Source organism: Streptomyces sp. ITFR-16 (assembly GCF_031844705.1).
Taxonomy (GTDB): Bacteria; Actinomycetota; Actinomycetes; order Streptomycetales; family Streptomycetaceae; genus Streptomyces.
Window position 1 is genome coordinate 2986094 of sequence record NZ_CP134609.1, and the last position, 16444, is coordinate 3002537.

At 72.3% G+C, this 16444-nt stretch carries 16 protein-coding genes and 1 pseudogene; 9 read left to right on the plus strand and 8 right to left on the minus strand.

Features of this window, described 5'->3' with window-relative positions; all coding sequences use genetic code 11:
- Nucleotides 1-77 precede the first annotated feature (77 nt).
- Both RLT58_RS13100 and RLT58_RS13105 read left to right on the plus strand, forming a co-directional pair.
- Nucleotides 78-2222 (plus strand): annotated as a pseudogene (locus RLT58_RS13100) (tetratricopeptide repeat protein); the annotation flags it as partial.
- Nucleotides 2223-2663: 441 nt separating this feature from the next.
- A complete protein-coding gene (locus RLT58_RS13105) occupies nucleotides 2664-3917 on the plus strand; it encodes a sugar ABC transporter substrate-binding protein (protein WP_311310576.1) in 1254 nt (417 codons plus the stop codon).
- A 39-nt stretch (nucleotides 3918-3956) separates the two neighbouring features.
- Here the strand turns inward: RLT58_RS13105 and RLT58_RS13110 are convergent, their stop codons facing one another.
- The 4 genes from RLT58_RS13110 to mca all read right to left on the minus strand — a co-directional run bounded on the left by RLT58_RS13110 (nucleotide 3957) and on the right by mca (nucleotide 7731).
- The gene (locus RLT58_RS13110) at nucleotides 3957-5540 is read right to left on the minus strand and encodes an alpha-amylase family glycosyl hydrolase (RefSeq protein ID WP_311310577.1); all 1584 of its coding nucleotides are present in this window, start codon (nucleotides 5538-5540) and stop codon (nucleotides 3957-3959) included.
- Nucleotides 5537-6382 carry an endonuclease/exonuclease/phosphatase family protein gene (locus RLT58_RS13115; protein WP_311310578.1) on the minus strand — a complete coding sequence of 282 codons (846 nt, stop codon included), beginning with the start codon at nucleotides 6380-6382 and terminating at the stop codon, nucleotides 5537-5539. The genes RLT58_RS13110 and RLT58_RS13115 overlap by 4 nt, the downstream gene beginning before the upstream one ends.
- Nucleotides 6383-6599: 217 nt before the next feature.
- Entirely contained in the window at nucleotides 6600-6848 is a 249-nt protein-coding gene (locus RLT58_RS13120; RefSeq protein ID WP_311310579.1) for a hypothetical protein, read from the minus strand.
- Between the two features lies 1 nt (nucleotide 6849).
- The gene (gene mca / locus RLT58_RS13125; protein WP_311310580.1) at nucleotides 6850-7731 is read right to left on the minus strand and encodes a mycothiol conjugate amidase Mca; all 882 of its coding nucleotides are present in this window, start codon (nucleotides 7729-7731) and stop codon (nucleotides 6850-6852) included.
- A gap of 151 nt (nucleotides 7732-7882) precedes the next feature.
- On the opposite strand from mca, the gene RLT58_RS13130 reads away from it, so the two are divergent.
- Nucleotides 7883-8299 carry a DUF4307 domain-containing protein gene (locus RLT58_RS13130; protein ID WP_311310581.1) on the plus strand — a complete coding sequence of 139 codons (417 nt, stop codon included), beginning with the start codon at nucleotides 7883-7885 and terminating at the stop codon, nucleotides 8297-8299.
- A gap of 183 nt (nucleotides 8300-8482) precedes the next feature.
- Nucleotides 8483-8980 carry a transcription elongation factor GreA gene (gene greA / locus RLT58_RS13135; RefSeq protein ID WP_311310582.1) on the plus strand — a complete coding sequence of 166 codons (498 nt, stop codon included), beginning with the start codon at nucleotides 8483-8485 and terminating at the stop codon, nucleotides 8978-8980.
- Between the two features lie 64 nt (nucleotides 8981-9044).
- On the opposite strand, the gene RLT58_RS13140 is transcribed toward greA, so the two are convergent.
- The 3 genes from RLT58_RS13140 to ilvA all read right to left on the minus strand — a co-directional run bounded on the left by RLT58_RS13140 (nucleotide 9045) and on the right by ilvA (nucleotide 12299).
- Complete coding sequence (locus RLT58_RS13140) at nucleotides 9045-9911, minus strand: ABC transporter permease (protein ID WP_311310583.1); 867 nt, start codon at nucleotides 9909-9911, stop codon at nucleotides 9045-9047.
- Entirely contained in the window at nucleotides 9908-10915 is a 1008-nt protein-coding gene (locus RLT58_RS13145; RefSeq protein ID WP_311310584.1) for an efflux ABC transporter ATPase subunit, DrrA-related, read from the minus strand. The genes RLT58_RS13140 and RLT58_RS13145 overlap by 4 nt, the downstream gene beginning before the upstream one ends.
- A 154-nt stretch (nucleotides 10916-11069) precedes the next feature.
- On the minus strand, nucleotides 11070-12299 hold the full coding sequence (gene ilvA / locus RLT58_RS13150; RefSeq protein WP_311310585.1) for a threonine ammonia-lyase: 1230 nt from the start codon (nucleotides 12297-12299) through the stop codon (nucleotides 11070-11072).
- Nucleotides 12300-12470: 171 nt separating this feature from the next.
- Here ilvA and RLT58_RS13155 point away from each other — a divergent pair, with 171 nt between their 5' ends.
- From RLT58_RS13155 to RLT58_RS13170, 4 genes are all read left to right on the plus strand, one after another.
- On the plus strand, nucleotides 12471-13001 hold the full coding sequence (locus RLT58_RS13155) for a MarR family winged helix-turn-helix transcriptional regulator (protein ID WP_311310586.1): 531 nt from the start codon (nucleotides 12471-12473) through the stop codon (nucleotides 12999-13001).
- 61 nt (nucleotides 13002-13062) lie between these two features.
- Entirely contained in the window at nucleotides 13063-13557 is a 495-nt protein-coding gene (locus RLT58_RS13160) for a sigma factor-like helix-turn-helix DNA-binding protein (protein WP_311310587.1), read from the plus strand.
- Nucleotides 13554-13805 (plus strand): hypothetical protein, encoded by a 252-nt coding sequence (locus RLT58_RS13165; RefSeq protein ID WP_311310588.1) that lies wholly within the window; start codon nucleotides 13554-13556, stop codon nucleotides 13803-13805. Before RLT58_RS13160 ends, RLT58_RS13165 begins: the two co-directional genes overlap by 4 nt.
- Nucleotides 13806-13876: 71 nt before the next feature.
- Nucleotides 13877-14068 carry a DUF1059 domain-containing protein gene (locus RLT58_RS13170; RefSeq protein WP_311310589.1) on the plus strand — a complete coding sequence of 64 codons (192 nt, stop codon included), beginning with the start codon at nucleotides 13877-13879 and terminating at the stop codon, nucleotides 14066-14068.
- A gap of 58 nt (nucleotides 14069-14126) precedes the next feature.
- On the opposite strand, the gene RLT58_RS13175 is transcribed toward RLT58_RS13170, so the two are convergent.
- Entirely contained in the window at nucleotides 14127-15272 is a 1146-nt protein-coding gene (locus RLT58_RS13175; RefSeq protein WP_311310590.1) for a cystathionine gamma-synthase, read from the minus strand.
- 67 nt (nucleotides 15273-15339) lie between these two features.
- Here RLT58_RS13175 and RLT58_RS13180 point away from each other — a divergent pair, with 67 nt between their 5' ends.
- Nucleotides 15340-16443, plus strand: coding sequence for a hypothetical protein (locus RLT58_RS13180; RefSeq protein ID WP_311310591.1), 1104 nt, complete (start codon nucleotides 15340-15342; stop codon nucleotides 16441-16443).
- Nucleotide 16444 lies beyond the last annotated feature (1 nt).

Consider the following 16444-nt stretch of genomic DNA (forward strand, 5'->3'; position numbering starts at 1 on the left):
GGCGTTGCGCTGCTTGTATCCCTCGCGGTCGAAGGCGGGTGACCTGCCGGCCACCGGTGCCTCGCCGCACCGGCGGCCGCACTGACAGCCTGGTCCTGGTCACCGCCCGCGAGCCGCTCGAACTGCCCGAGTCCCTGCCGGCCTGGGTGCACCGGCTGGAGGTCGGGGCGCTGGACCCGGCGGGCGCGGAGGAGCTGCTGCGCGCGGTCTCCCAGGAGACGGAGCCGGGGCCGTACGGCTATCCGTCGAGCGAGGCGATCGCCGAGCTGTGCGGCGGGCTGCCGCTGGCGCTGCGGGTGGCGGGGTCCTCGCTCGGGGCGCGTACCCCGAGCGCCCTGGCCGCCGATCTCGCCGCGTACGGTCCGGTCCCGCCGGTCGAGCGGGCCCTGTGGCTGCGCTACACCGACCAGCCCGAGCAGGCCAGGCGGCTGCTGCGACGGCTCGCGCTGGCCGGGCGGGCGAGCCTCGGCGCGGCGGCGGCCGCCCTGCTGTCGGCCGACGAGCAGGAGGCGGACCGGCTGCTGACGGCCCTGTCCGAGGCCGGGCTGCTGGACCATGTGCGCGGTTCGCGCTACCGGCTGCACACTCTCGTACGGGGCTTCGCCCTGGCCCGGCTGCTCGACGAGGAGGAGCCGGCCGAGCGCACGGCCGCGCAGGAGCGCCTCATCGCGAACTACGCGGAGCTGGCCGGTGCGGTGATCCGGATGGTGGACGGCAAGATGTCCACCCGGGCCGGGCAGTTCGGCTCGCACGGCTTCCGTTCGCTGGACGCGGCGCTGCGCTGGCTGGACGACGAGTCGAGCTTCATCACGTCCGCGCTGCGGCACGCCGAGGGTGTCGACCAGGCCGCGGTGCTCGCCCTGCTGGGCGCGCTGTGCGACTACTGCCTGCTGCGCGGCGACCTCTACCGGCTGGGCGAGATCAGCGAGTTGACGCAGGCCATAGACCAGGGGCTGCTGGAGCGGTCGGTGCAGTGGCGCACCGGTATCGCGGCCCGCCAGCTCGGCGAGCTGGACAAGGCCCGCACCACGCTGTCCTCCGTGGTCGGCCTGTACCGCGAGGCGCAGAACGACTCGGGTACGGCGCTGGCGCTGTGTTCGCTCGGCATCACCCTGCACCACCAGGGCAATCTGACGGAGGCGGCGGCCCGGCTGCGCGAGGCGATCGCGCTCCAGTCCTCGGCGGGGCAGGACGAGGACCGCGCCTGGTCGATGCACGCGCTGGCGGCCGTGGAGCGCGACCGGGGCGCCCTGGCCGAGGCGGTGGAACTGCTGGACACCGCGCTGGCCCTGCACCGCGAGGGCGAGTCGCTGCACGGGGAGGCGTGGACACGGTTCCAGCTGGGCCAGGTGCTGCTGCGCATGGGCGATGTGACGCGGGCCGAGACCGCGCTGCGCACGGCCCTGGATCTGTACGGGCGCACCCGGGACGAGCGCGGCGAGGCCTGGGCGCTGACCCAGCTGGCCCGCGCCCGGCTGCTGGACGGCGACCCGGCCCCGGCGGTCGAGCAGCTGAACGCGGCGCTGTCCCGGCACCGCGACAACGAGGACGCGCGCGGCGAGGCCTGGACGCTGTACTACCTGGGCCAGGCGCTGGAGGAGGCCGGCGACACCGACCGGGCGGTGCGTCAGCTGGAGCGGGCCCGCACGATGTTCTCCCGGATGCGGGACGTGTACGGGCTGGCGTGCGCCCGCCACCACTCGGGCCGGGTCACCCGTGACCAGCGGGCCGCGCAGACGGGCAACCTGCGCAACTCCGGTTTCGCCCGCCAGCTCCTGGTGGACGCGCGGGCCGACTTCCGGCGTATCAAGGTCGCCCACGGCGAGGCCTGGACCTGTCTGGAGCTGGCCCTGATCGACGCGGGCAACCAGCGCGCCCCTCAGGCGCTGGAGCTGTGCGGGGAGGCGGCGGAGCTGTTCGACTCGTACGGCGACGCGCGCGGCGGCGACTGGGCCCGCTTCCTGCGCTGCACCCTGCTGCCGTACGCCTCGCCGGGCGGCATCGAGGTGGGGACAGTGGTGGCCCAGCAGGAGCTGGCCGACCTGATCGCGGCGGGTCATCCGACCCGGGACGCGAAGGTCGAGGACTGCGCGGAGGCGTTCCGCGTGATCCTGAACCGGGGCGTGACCCTGGAGGACGGCTGGCAGGCCTGGCACCTGGGCCTGACCCCGACCCGTCACGCCCGGGAGGTCATGGGCGTCAGGGTCCCGGCAAGGCCGTAGCCCCCGCCCCACCCGAGCCGGGCGGGCCGAGCGGGCCCGCCCGGCGCCTGAGGGCACACCGCACATGCCCCGCCGTACGGACCGGCCCCGGCGGCATTCCGGCCCGCCCGGCCCTTGAGGGCACGCAGGGGCCCGCCGGCCGGCCCCGCCCAGCGGCTCATGGCAGCCCGCGCCCGGACAACCCACCGACGGCCGGCACCCGGCCCCACCAGGGACGCCGCATTCCGGCCCGCCCGGCGCCCGAGGGGACCCACCCGCGCCCGGCTCCGGCGCACACACGCCTCCGCCCGCGCCCCGCCGCACCCCGCCCGCAGCCCGCCCGCGCGAGCGGGCCCCGTTTGCCAAAGCGTTATCCGTACGCCCCTGAGTCTCCCCACCCCATCCCGCAAGGTCATGTATGCGCTTACGGAATGCGCATACATGAATTCTTGGAGGAGCCGCATGACCCGCACCGTCAGGACCGCCAGGTCCGCCGGCATCGCTGTCACGCTGGTGACGGCCCTCGCCCTGACCGGCTGCGGGGGCAGCGGTTCCGATCAGGCGAAGGCGGACGCCAAGCAGACCCTCACCGTGTGGGCCATGGGCGAGGAGGGCAACCGGATCCAGACGGTCGCCAAGGAGTTCACCGCGAAGCACCCCAACATCACCATCAAGGTGACCCCGGTCGGCTGGGACGTCGTGCACCAGAAGCTGCTGTCCGCCGCGGCCGCCGGCACGCTGCCGGACATGGCGCAGATGGGCTCCACGATGATGGGCGAGTTCATCGAACTCGGCTCCCTGGAACCGGTGGACACCAAGGTCTTCGACAAGAACGACTTCTTCCCGGCCACCTGGAACGGCAACGTCGTGGACGGCACCGCCTACGGCGTCCCCTGGTACGCCGACACACGGGCGCTCTACTACCGCACCGACCTCGCCGAGAAGGCCGGCATCGACAGGGCGCCGGCCACCTGGAAGGACATGCGCGCCCTCGCCGCCGCGTACAAGAACAAGGCCGGGACCGAGTGGGGCCTGTCCCTCCAGCCGGGCGGCGCCGGCGCCTGGCAGGGCTGGGCGCCCTACCTCTTCTCCGCCGGCGGTTCGCTGCTCGGCAAGGACGGCAAGCCGGCCCTGAACTCCCCCCAGTTGGTGCGGGCGCTCACCGAGTTCCAGCACTACTTCGACGCGGGCCTCGCCAAGAAGAACTTCGTGCCGGGCCAGGACGTCGTGAAGGACTTCGCCGCCGACCGGATGCCGATGTTCGTCTCCGGCCCCTGGATCGTCCAGAACCTCGCGGAGCAGCAGCCCCAGCTGAAGGGCAAGTGGAAGGTCGCCCCGGTCCCGGCCGGCAGGACCTCCGCGTCCTGGGTCGGCGGCGCCTCGCTGGTGACGTTCAAGGACAGCGGGCACAAGGCGGCGGCCCAGGAGTTCACGAAGTACCTGACCACGCCCGAGATGCAGGCGCACTGGTACGAGACCTCCAAGGCGCTGCCCGCCAACAAGGCCGCCTGGGACCTGCCCGCGCTCAAGAACGGCGGTGACTCCCTGGCCGTCTTCAAGGAGTCGCTCGCCACCGCGAAGGACATCCCGCCGATGTCCAAGTGGGAGGAGTTCGCGGCCCAGATGGACAGCGCCCTGGAGAAGGTCGCCACGGGCACCGCCCCCGCCGCCGCTGCGGCGAAGCTCCAGAAGGCCACCGGGAACGTGGTGGACTGAGCCGCCCGCACCCACCGACGGAGGGGGCCTCCCGGCGCCTCAGAGCCGGAAGATCCCGTACCCGAAGCCCTCCGCCCGGATCCGGCCCGCGCGCACCGTGACACCCGAGACCTCCAGCGGCGTGGCGGTGTCCGCCGGGGCCGCCGCCTCCCCGGGCTCGCTGCGGGGGTTGACCACCACCAGGTAGCGCCCGCCCCGCACATGGACCAGGGGGTAGCCGGCGTGCAGGACCTCCGTGCTCCCCGCGGGCCCCAGCTCCGGGGTCTCCTTGCGCAGGGCGATCAGCCGTCGGACCAGGTGCAGCAGCGATCCGGTGTCGGCGCGCTGCGCGGCGACCGTCGGGCGGCCCGGGTCCGGGTCGACGGGCAGGTAGAGCGCGTCGGCCGGGGCCGTGGAGAACCCGGCGTTGGGCGAGTCGTCCCACTGCATGGGCGTACGGGAGCCGGCGCGGTTGTAGCGCGGGCCGAGCCGGCTGCCCTCGCGCTCCGGCAGCCCGGGGACGTACCGCATGCCGATCTCGTCCCCGTAGTAGATCGCCGGCAGCGTCGGCCAGGTGAGCTGGAACGCGAAGGCCGCCGGGAGCTGTTCGGCGGTGCGCGGCCCGCACGCGAGCCGGGAGAAGTCGTGGTTGGCGGTGGGCAGCACGATGAGCCCGGCGTCTGCGATGGTCTCGGTGGCCCGGCGCCAGCCGTCCAGGAAGGTCCCCGGGGAGCCCTGGCCGCCGGCGTCGAAGTAGGGGGCCCGCGGCTCCCACTGCTCGCTGACCGTGCCCTCGAAGTTGTTCCACAGCGAGCGCAGCGCCAGACCGTCGTCCTCGGCGCCGAACTGCAGGAAGAAGTCCGCGTGGAAGCCCGCCGGTACGGAGACCGCCGGGTCGCCCCACTCCGACAGCAGCGCCGCGTGGGGGTGCTCGGCGTCGAGCCGGGCGCGCAGTTCGCGCCAGAGCCCGACGGTCTCGGCGTGGCCCGGGTCGTCCTTGACCAGCGAGGCGGCCATGTCCACGCGGAAGCCGGACAGGCCGAGGGACAGCCAGTGGTCCATGATCTCGTACAGGGCCTGCCGGTTGGCGCGCGGGCCCTCGGCGTCGACGGGCTGCCGCCACGGCTCGGCCGGGTCCATGCGCGCGTAGCCGAAGTTGAGAGCGGGCTGCGACTCGAAGAAGTTCGGCTTGTAGAAGCCGGGGCGGGTTCCGGGCGAGGCGACGAAACCCTCCGGCCGCTCGCCGGGACCGGCCCAGATGTAGCGGTGGTCGCCGGGGTCGCCGGCCGAGGCGGTGAACCAGGGGTGCCGGTCCGAGGTGTGCCCCGCCACCAGGTCCAGGAGGACCCGGATGCCGCGTCGGCCCGCCGCCTCGACCAGCCGGGCGAGGTCGTCGTTGGTGCCGTAGCGGGGCGCGACCGTGAAGTAGTCGCTCACGTCGTAGCCCGCGTCGTCGAACGGCGAGGCGAAGCAGGGGTTGAACCAGACGGTGTTCACACCGAGCCAGGCGAGGTGGTCGAGCCTGGCCTCGATCCCGGCGAAGTCCCCGATGCCGTCGCCGTCGGAGTCGGCGAAGCTCTGCGGATAGATCTGGTAGAGGACGGCGTCGGCCAGCCACTCGCGGGCGGGACGGGACGAGGTCATGGGGCGGGAACCTCCGGGGACGGGGACGGGGACGGTCGGTGTGCGAGGGGCGCGAGGTCCACGACGGCGTGGACGGGCAGGTGGTCGCTCGGGCGGGGGCCGTCACCGCGCACCGTGTCGACGCCCGCCGAGGGGATACGGCTGCCGCGCGGGGCGAGGATCCAGTCGATGCGGTCGCCGTCCGGGACGGGCGGCGCGTGGTCGTGGAAGGTGCCGTAGGCCGGGCCGCGCGCCTCGGCCGTGTCCCAGGTGTCCAGCAGGTCCGCCCCGGCGAGCAGGGTGTCGTACGCGGCGCTGCGCCCGGCCGGGGCGTTGAAGTCGCCGGTCACGAGGTACGGGATGTCCGCGCACCGCGTGGTCAGCCACTCGGCGAGCAGCCGGGCCGAGCGCAGCCGGGCGTGGTCGCTCAGGTGGTCGAAGTGGGTGTTGACGGCGCACAGCTCGCCGCCGGTGGCCCGATCGCGGAAGCGGGCCCAGGTGGCCATGCGGGGGCAGCCGCCGCCCCAGGTGTTGGAGCCGGGCACCTCGGGGGTGTCGGAGAGCCAGAAGTCCCCGTGCGCCAGGAGGGCCAGGCGGCGCCGGTCGTGGAACAGGGCCATGAACTCGCCGCGGGTGCCGCCCTCGCGGCCCTGGCCGGTCCAGACGTACTCGGGCCCGAGCCCGGCCGCCAGATCCCGCACCTGGGCGTGCAGCCCCTCCTGCGTACCGAGCAGATGGGGCCGCTCGCTCCGCACGGCGTCCACGGCGGGGCCGCGCCGCCCGGACCAGGGGTGCGGCGCGCCGTCCCAGTCGACCTGGAGGTTGAACGTCATGACCCGCAGGCCGTGCCCGGTGTCCGTCACTGTGCCGTCCCGCTGTCCCGCGTACGCGCTTCCTGTATGCGCTTACATGCCAGGGCAGACGTTAGCCCCGCCGCCCTTCGCACGGCAAGAGGAGCCGTCCGGCGGAACTCCGGGGCGGGAGGACCCGCGGACACGACAACGCGGGGGCACAGCGCCCGGCGGTGGTGTCCGCACCTCCCGTCCGCTCTGCCCCCGCCCGCGGCTACCGCCGCACCCGCTACTTCCGCTGCGCGGAGCCCGCCGCCACGCCCTTGGCCCCCGCGTCGCCGGACGCCACCGCGTCCGGGTCCGGCGCCTCCTCGAAGTCGACCCGGCCCATGTGCCGGTTCATCGACTTCATCAGCAGCCACACGCCCGCGGCGAGCGCCGCGAAGACGATGAAGCCGAGGACCCCCGGGGTCACCTTGTTCTTGTCGAGTTCCTCGGCGAGCGGGACGAGGTGCGTCAGTGCCTGAGTCGCGTACATATCAGGCATTGTCGCGGATGCCCGCGAAGAGGTCGCTCTCGGGGAGGGAGGTATCGACGAGCGACTTCGCCAGCTCGTACTCCTCCGTCGGCCAGACCTCGCGCTGGATGTCCATCGGCACCCGGAACCAGCCGCCGTCCGGGTCGATCTGCGTGGCGTGCGCGATCAGCGCCTTGTCCCGGATCTCGAAGAAGTCCGCGCAGGGAACGTGCGTGGTCAGCGTGCGTTCGGCGCGCTCGAACTCCTTCCAGCGCTCCAGCCACTCCGCGTACGGCGACTCCATGCCGCGCGCCAGCAGCGCCTCGTGCAGGGCCACCGTGCGCGGCCGGTTGAAGCCCTGGTTGTAGTAGAGCTTCTGCGGCGTCCACGCGGGGCCGAACTCGTCCTCGGGGAACTTCTCGGTGTCCGCGGCTCCGTCGAAGGCGATCATCGAGATCGTGTGGGTCATGATGTGGTCGGGGTGCGGGTAGCCCCCGTTCTCGTCGTACGTGGTGATGACCTGCGGCCGGAACGCGCGGATCTTGGCGACCAGCCGGCCGGCCGCCACCTGCTCGTCCTCCAGCGCGAAGCAGCCCTCGGGCAGCGGCGGCAGCGGGTCGCCCTCGGGCAGCCCCGAGTCGACGAAGCCGAGCCACTCCTGCTTGACGCCCAGGATCTCCCGGGCCTCGTCCATCTCCTTCTTGCGCACCTCGTGGATGTTCTCCTCGATGTACGCGTCGCCCTGGAGTTTCGGGTTGAGGATGGAGCCACGCTCGCCTCCCGTGCAGGTCACGACCAGCACGTCCACCCCCTCGGACACATACTTGGCCATGGTGGCCGCGCCCTTGCTCGACTCGTCGTCGGGGTGGGCGTGTACGGCCATCAGTCGAAGCTGCTCAGTCAAGACTCGATCCTCAGTGATTGGTCGCCGTCAAAGGGTGCCGTCCCGCAGGGACGTCGGTGTGGGGTGGCGGTCGTGTGGCGGGCGGGGGCTTCTATAGTGACCGAAGGCGGGGGTGGAAAATTCCTCGATCCCCGGCACGGGAGGAACGATCATGACCGCGGTGCGCGAGGCGCTTCCCGAGAACCGCTACGGCCGCTCGGCCGACCAGCGCGCGGACCGCAAGCTCAAGATCATCGGCGCGGTCCTGGGGGCCGTGGTGCTGGGTGTGATCGGCTGGATCGGCTACAGCTATGTGAGCGGCCAGGGCCTGAGCGCCGAGGTGATCAAGTTCAAGGTCGTCTCGGACGAGAAGGTCGAGGTCCATCTCGAGGTCCGCAAGGACCGGGACGCCAAGGGCTACTGCACCCTGCGCTCGCAGCGCAAGGACGGCACGGACGTGGCCCGCAAGGACTTCCGCTTCGACGAGGACACGGACAGGATCGACCGCGTCCTGTCGCTGCGTACGACGTCCCGGGCGACCAGCGTCGAGCTGCTGGGGTGCACGGACGACGGCGGGGCGTCACGTTGACCGCCGCACGCGCGTCCTGACTCGCCCCTACCCGCGCTGACCTGCGGATTCGCAGGACCATCCTTTTACCTTCTCCCCCTTTTCCCGGTGAATTGTTAGGCTCGTGGTTTCGCCCACCCGTAGGAGCGCATGCTTCCGGGTAGGGCGTTGCTTTGTATTCCCAGTACCGACGAGGAGCACCCTGTGACCCAGACCAGCGAAAACGTCACCTGGCTCACGCAGGAGGCGTACAACCAGCTCAAGGCCGAGCTGGAGTACCTGTCTGGTCCCGCGCGCACGGAGATCGCCGTCAAGATCGCGGCGGCCCGTGAGGAGGGGGACCTGCGTGAGAACGGCGGGTACCACGCGGCCAAGGAGGAGCAGGGCAAGATGGAGCTCCGGGTGCGCCAGCTGACCCAGCTCCTCGAGCACGCGAAGGTCGGCGAGGCACCGGCCGACGACGGTGTGGTCGAGCCCGGCATGGTCGTGACGATCGCCTTCGACGGCGACGAGGACGACACGACGACCTTCCTTCTGGCCTCCCGTGAGTACGCGAGCGCGGACATCGAGACCTACTCCCCGCAGTCACCGCTCGGCAAGGGCGTGAACGGCAAGAAGACGGGTGAGGACGCGGAGTACGAGCTGCCGAACGGCAGGACCGCGACGGTCAAGATCCTTTCGGCCAAGCCGTACACGGGCTGAGCCGCACAGCAGACGGAGAGCCCCGGCCGCGTCGCGGCCGGGGCTCTCTGCCTTCCCGTTGTGCTCAGACGGCGACCGAGCGGTACTTGCGTACCGCAAGGGTCCGGAAGAACACGATGATCAGCACGGACCAGATCAGTGAGGCCCAGATGGGGTGCTCCATCGGCCAGGCGCCCGTCACGGACTTCGGCACGCCCTCGATCGTGTTGCCGAACAGTTCGCGGGCCGCCGCCACCGTGGCACTGAACGGGTTCCACTCGGCGACGTACTGCAGGAACCTCGGCATGCCGTTGACCGGCACGAACGCGTTCGAGATGAAGGTCAGCGGGAACAGCCAGATCAGCCCGCCCGAGGTGGCAGCCTCCGGGGTGCGGACGGAGAGGCCGATCAGCGCGCCGATCCAGGTGAACGCGTAGCCGAGCAGCAGGAGCAGACCGAATCCCGCGAGCACCTTGCCGATGTTCTCGTGGGTGCGCCAGCCCACCAGCAGGGCGACGGCCGCGAGGACCGCGAGGGTGATGGCCGTCTGCACCAGGTCGGCCAGGGTCCGCCCGGTGAGCACCGCGCCCCGGGCCATGGGCAGCGACCGGAACCGGTCGATGAGCCCCTTGTGCATGTCGTCCGCGATGCCCGCGCCGGCCCCCGCGGTGGCGAAGGTGACGGTCTGCGCGAAGATGCCCGCCATCAGGAATTCCTTGTAGGCGCTCGAACTGACGCCCGCGCCCGGAATGGCGATCGAGCCGCCGAAGACGTACGTGAACAGCACCACGAACATGACCGGCTGGATGACCCCGAAAAGGATCATCTCCGGAATCCGGGTCATCCGGATCAGATTCCGCTGGGCGATGACCAGCGAGTCCCGGACGGACTGGCCGATGCCGCCGCCCGACCGGGGGGCGCGCGTGGGGGCCGTGTCGCTGAGGGCGCTCACTTCTCTGCCTCCGATCCGGCGGCGGCCGGCTGTCCGTCCGCCTCGCTGCCTTCGTTCTTCTCCTGCTCGGCGGCGTGGCCGGTGAGGGAGATGAACACGTCGTCGAGGGTGGGGCGGCGCAGCCCGATGTCGTCGATCTCCACGCCCCGGGTGTCGAGGTCGCGGATGATCTCGGCGAGGAGCTTGGCCCCGCCGTCGACCGGGACGGTCAGTTTGCGCATGTGCGGGACGACGGCGACCTCGCCCTTGCCCAGCTGGCCGAGGACCGCGCGGGCGGGCTCGATCTGGTCGGTCTGGTGGACGACGACCTCGACGCGCTCGCCGCCCGTGCGGGCCTTGAGCTGGTCGGATGTGCCGCGCGCGATGACCCGTCCGTGGTCGATCACGCAGATGTCGTGGGCGAGGCGGTCGGCCTCCTCCAGGTACTGCGTGGTCAGCAGCAGCGTCGTCCCGCCGGCGACGAGCTCCTCGATGACCTCCCAGAGCTGCTGGCGGTTGCGCGGGTCGAGGCCGGTGGTCGGCTCGTCCATGAACATGACCGGCGGGGAGACGACGAGCGCGGCCGCCAGGTCGAGACGGCGGCGCATGCCGCCGGAGTACGTCTTGGCGGGGCGGTCGGCCGCGTCGGCGAGGTTGAACCGCTCCAGCAGCTCCCCCGCCCTGGCCTTCGCCTCGCGTCCGCCCATCTGGTAGAGCCGGCCGACCATGCGGAGGTTCTCGCGGCCGGTCAGATACTCGTCGACGGCGGCGAACTGGCCGGAGAGCCCGATCGACCGCCGTACCTCGTTGGGATTCTTCAGTACGTCGATACCCGCGACGAAGGCGCTGCCGCTGTCGGGCCTGAGCAGCGTCGTCAGGACGCGTACGGCGGTCGTCTTGCCGGCCCCGTTGGGGCCGAGAAGTCCGAGGACGGTGCCTTCCGGCACGTCGAGATCGACGCCGCCGAGTGCTCGTACGTCGCCGAAGGTCTTCACCAGACCTTCGGCGTAGATGGCGCCTGGCATATGGGATTCCCCCAGTGCGATCGGGTGACTTCCTCACAGATCCTAGATTTGCCCGTGGTGCCGCGCCCGGTGAACACACGAGACGAGCGCGTGCGGCTGTGCACCGGGGCCGGACAGGAACAAGATAACGCGATATATCGCGACTGACAAGGGGTCAGCCGATCACGAGATAGCCCGCCTCGCGCAGCGTCGCGGCGACCTCCTCGCAGTGCTCGGGCCCCTTGGTCTCCAGGTGGAGTTCCACCTCCGCCTCGGTGAGGCCGAGCCGGGGGTCGGTGCGCACATGGCTGACGTCCAGGACGTTGGCATCCGCCTGCGAGAGGACACCGAGCATGGTCGCCAGGGCGCCCGGCCGGTCCGTGAGCCGCAGCCGCAGGCTCAGATAGCGGCCCGCCGCCGACATGCCGTGGGTCAGGATGCGCTGCATCAGCAGCGGGTCCACATTGCCGCCGGAGAGCAGCGCCACCACCGGCCCCCGGAACGCCTTCGGGTCGCTGAGCAGCGCGGCCACCGGGCTCGCCCCGGCCGGCTCCACCACCATCTTCGCCCGCTCCAGGCAGAGCAGCAGCGCGCTGGACAGCTCGTCCTCGGAGACCGTGCGGACCTCGTCGACCAGCTCCCTGACCAGCGCGAACGGCACATCGCCCGGCCGTCCCACCTTGATGCCGTCCGCCATCGTCTGGAGCGAGCCGATCGACACGGGCCGGCCGGCCGCCAGCGACGGCGGGTAGCAGGCCGCGCCCGCCGCCTGCACACCGACGATCCGCACATCGGGCCGGACCGCCTTCACCGCGACCGCGATCCCGGCCGCGAGCCCGCCGCCGCCGATCCCGACGACGATGGTGCGCACCTCGGGGCACTGCTCCAGGATCTCCAGGCCCACCGTGCCCTGCCCGGCGATGATGTCCGGGTGGTCGAAGGGGTGGATGAAGACCGCGCCCGTGCGCTGCGCGTACTCCTGCGCGGCGGCGAGCGTCTCGTCGACGACCTGGCCGTGCAGCCGCACCTCGGCCCCGTACTCACGCGTGGCCGCGACCTTCGGCAGCGGGGCGCCGACCGGCATGAAGACCGTCGACCGTACGCCGAGCAGCGCGGACGCGAGCGCGACACCCTGCGCATGGTTTCCGGCGCTCGCGGCGACGACACCGGCCGCCCGTTCGACGGGGGACAGACCAGAGATGCGTACGTACGCGCCCCGCAGCTTGAAGGAGCCCGTCCGCTGGAGGTTCTCGCACTTGAACTGGACGGGCGCGCCCACCAGCGCGGACAAATGGCGGCTGCCCTCCAGCGGGGTGACCCTGGAGACCCCGGAAAGCATCTTCTGCGCCCCCCGCACATCGTCGAGGATCAGGGAGGGGAAACGGGCGGGCGGCGGGAAGTTCATACCGCAAGTCTTGCAGCTGCCTCCGGTCGGCCTCGAAGAGGTTGTGGCCGCCGCCCGAGATGGCGTCCTGCGTCCACGTCCGCAGGTTTGTGCGGCACTGGTACGCGTTGACCCGGGGCCGCGTACTCTGTCCCCCACCCATCCGACACCGCACGAAGAGAGCCCCCGGCCATGCCCCCTCAGGACATGACGACTGCCGCGTCTCCTTCCGGGGGCGCCACCCCGGAGAACCCGGGTCCCGACCACCTCCTTGACGCCCTTCAGCACCAGGTGGCGGTGTTTGCCCGCCGTGCCGAGCAGACCCGCCTCGGCGGTGTCGGCCAGGTGCGCAACTCCATGGACCGGGCCGCCTACCTGCTGCTCAACCGGCTGGACCGGGAAGGGCCGATGGGGGTCAAGGCACTGGCCGCCGGGATGGGGATCGACTCGTCGACAGTGACCCGGCAGGTCGCGCCGCTCGTGGACACCGGTCTCGTCAAGCGCACCTCGCACCCGGAGGACGGCCGTGCCGTCGTGCTCCAGCTGTCCCCGCGCGGCCAGGCCCGGCTGGACGAGGTCCGGGCCTCGCGGCGGGAGTTGATTTCCCAGGTGACGGACGACTGGAACGAGGAGGAGCGCGACACCTTCTGCGCCCTGCTCACCCGCTTCAACGCGGCCCTGGCGGCCCGGCAGGCCGCGCACCAGCCGCCCCAGCCCGGATAGCGCGGCCCGCCCCGGGCCGCAGGGGTTGACCCGGGGCCCCGGGCGCGCTCGGATTGACCTCGTGCGAGAGCGCCATGCGGGCCGACAGCGGGGCCGCGCCCAGGAGTTCGAGGCCTTCGTGGCGGGCGCGGCGGGCCGGCTGCTGCACACCGCGACCCTGCTCACCGCCGAACCCGCCGTCCCGCCCGGTGCCAACCCCCTCGCCCAGCGGCTCCTGACGGCCGCGCTGGCCCGTACGTACGCGGGCTGGGACCGGCTGCACGGCGAGGATCCGTACGACCGCACCCGGCAGGATCTCGCCACCCGGTTCGCACGGGAGGCCTGGCGCCACCACCGCCCGCGCGGCGGACTGCTGGACCGGCTGACCCCGCAGGAACGGCTGATCCTGGTCCTGCGGCTGTACGAAGGGGTGCCCGAGGAGCAGACCGCCGCGCTGCTCGGCCTCTCGGGCGACCGGGTCCGGGCGGTCTGCAACCGGGCGGTCGCCACCATGCGCGGCACCCGCAGCCCGACCGTGCGACGGGGTCCCGCCCGGCTCCTGGGGGCCGCGCCGTGAGCGGCACCGGGCGCAAGGAGGAGGAGGTCCGGCGGATGCTGGAGACCCCGCATCCGCAGGTGCCCGCCGAGCTGGCCGCGCGGGCGGCGGAGCACGGGGGACGGCTGCTGCGCCGCCGCCGGGTGCTGCGCCGGCTGGGCGTGCTCGCGCTGATCACCGCGGTCACGGCGTTCACCGTGTGGGCGCTGCTGGTCCAGCCCTGGCAGGCCCCGCCCGCCGAGATCACACCGCCGCTGGACGGCTGGTAGCGGCTCCTCGGCGGCACCGGTGTCCCGGCCCCTGCGCATCTATCCTGGAGAGGAGTGGCCGGGAGGCTGTGATGACCAGGAAAGTCGCTGACTGCCGCAAGTATCCGAGCGTGTCCAACTGCTCGCTGACGATCTCCGGCGAGGAGGACGAAGTCCTGCGGGCCGCGGCCGAACACGCCGTCTCCGTCCATGAACACACCGATGGCCCCGAGCTGCGGGAGCAGATCAGGGCCACGCTGGAGGACGAGAAGGCAGCCGTCTGAGACGGCCGCACGCGCCGGGGGCGGGACCGGTGCTCCGGTCCCGCCCCCGGGACGTGTCCTAGCCGAGCGCCTGCGTCAGGTCGGCCAGCAGGTCGTCGATGTTCTCGATGCCGACGGAGAGCCGGACCAGGTCGGCGGGGACCTCCAGGGCCGATCCGGCCACCGAGGCGTGCGTCATCCGGCCCGGGTGCTCCAGCAGCGACTCGACACCGCCGAGCGACTCGCCCAGCGTGAAGACCCTGGTGCGGTTGCAGAGCTCGACCGCCGCCTCCTCGCCGCCCGCGACCCGGAAGGAGACCATGCCGCCGAAGGACTTCATCTGCTTGGCGGCGACCTCGTGGCCGGGGTGCTCGGGCAGGCCCGGGTAGAGGACCTGGGTGACCTTGGGGTGGCGGGTCAGCAGCTCGGCGACCTTGGTCGCGTTCTCGGTGTGCCGGTCCATCCGGACGGCGAGGGTCTTGATGCCGCGCAGCACCAGCCAGGCGTCGAACGGCCCGGCGACGGCGCCCATCGCGTTCTGGTGGTACGCCAACTCCTCCGCCAGGTCCGCGTCGTTGGCGATCAGACCGCCGCCGACGACGTCCGAGTGGCCGCCCATGTACTTGGTGGTGGAGTGCACCACCACATCGGCGCCGAGCGCCAGCGGCTGCTGGAGGTAGGGGCTGGCGAAGGTGTTGTCGACGACCAGGCGCGCGCCGGCCGCCCGCGCCACCCCGGCGACGGCCGCGATGTCGGTGATGCCGAGCAGCGGGTTGGACGGGGTCTCCACCCACACCGCCTTGGTGCGCGGGGTGATCGCCGCGCGCACCGCCGCCACGTCCGAGGTGTCGGCGACCGAGAACTCCACGCCCCAGCGCGAGGCGACCTTCGCGAACAGCCGGAACGTGCCGCCGTAGGCGTCGTTCGGGATGACCACGTGGTCGCCGGGGGTCAGCAGCGTACGGAGCAGGCAGTCCTCGGCGGCGAGGCCCGACGCGAAGGCGAGCCCTCGGCGGCCGCCCTCCAGGGCGGCGAGGTTCTCCTCCAGCGCGGTGCGCGTGGGGTTGGCGCTGCGGCTGTACTCGTAGCCGTTGCGGAGCCCGCCCACACCGTCCTGCTTGTACGTGGACACCTGGTAAATGGGCGGAACCACCGCGCCGGTGAGGGGATCGGCGGTGTTTCCCGCGTGGATCGCGAGAGTCTCGAAGCTGTGCTGGTCGCTCATGGGTCCCGAGCGTAGTTCGTCCCGAGGCCCCGCACGGAGCACCGGGCCGTCCGGTGACAATGGGGGCATGGAGATTCTGTGGATCCTGCTCGCGCTGTGCATGCTCACCGCGGTCGTCGGCCCCTATGTGCTGCGCCGGCGCGGGGGCATCCGGCAGGTGGCGCCGGGCTCCCCCGACGCGGCCGACCCGGAGGACTACGGCTTTGTGCGCCAGGAGGAGCTGGACGTCCGCACCCCGGGCCCCGACCAGGACCTCCTGGACGTTCTGGAGGTCGTCCAGCACACCCAGGAGTGGCGGGCCGCCTCCCAGCTGCTGTCCGGGACGCCGAAGGACGGCGAGGTGCGGTGGCAGCGGGTACAGGCGTTCGCCGGGGCAGCCTCGCTGGAGCTGCTGCGACAGCCGGGCGTCGGCGGGTCCTGGCTGCGCAAGTGGCGGGCGGAGGCGCCGAAGGACGCGGGCGCCGCGGCCGTGCACGCGGAGTTCCTGGTCCAGCAGGCGTGGCGCTCGTCCACGGCGGGGACGGACGACTTCCGGATCATCCTGGAGGAGGCCCGTACGGTCGTCGGCGAGGCGGCCCTGCTGGCCCCCGGCGACCCGGTGCCGTACATCGTCGAGCTGGCCGTGGCACGCGGACTCGGCTACTCCCCCGAGGAGTTCGACCGGCTCTGGGCGAAGATCATCGACCGGGCGCCCGCGCACATGGGCGCGCACATCGCGGCGCTGCACTTCTGGTGCGAGAAGTGGCACGGCTCCCGCGAGGACGCCGACCGCTTCGCCACCGCGGCGGCCGCCCGCGCCCCGCAGGGCTCGCTGCTGGCCGCGCTGCCGCTCTTCGCGGTGTACGAGCACCTGCCCGAGGTCAACCTCGTGCAGGGCTTCTACCGCAGCCAGGTGGTGACCCGGGCCGTGGAGGGCGCGATGTTCGCGGTCCACTCGGCCCGCGCCGACGACCCGATGCTCGCCCACGTCCGGCATCTGCTGGTGCTGTTCCTGGTACGGATGGAGCGCTGGTCGGAGGCGATGAACCAGCTGGTCCACATCGACGGGCACGTGGGCGCGCTGCCGTGGACGGAGAACTCCGACCCGGCCGCCGAGTACACCGTCTACCGGGCCCTGGCGGTCGCCGGCTACGAGGCGAACGGCGGCAGCCCGGCGACGCTGCCGCGCTAGG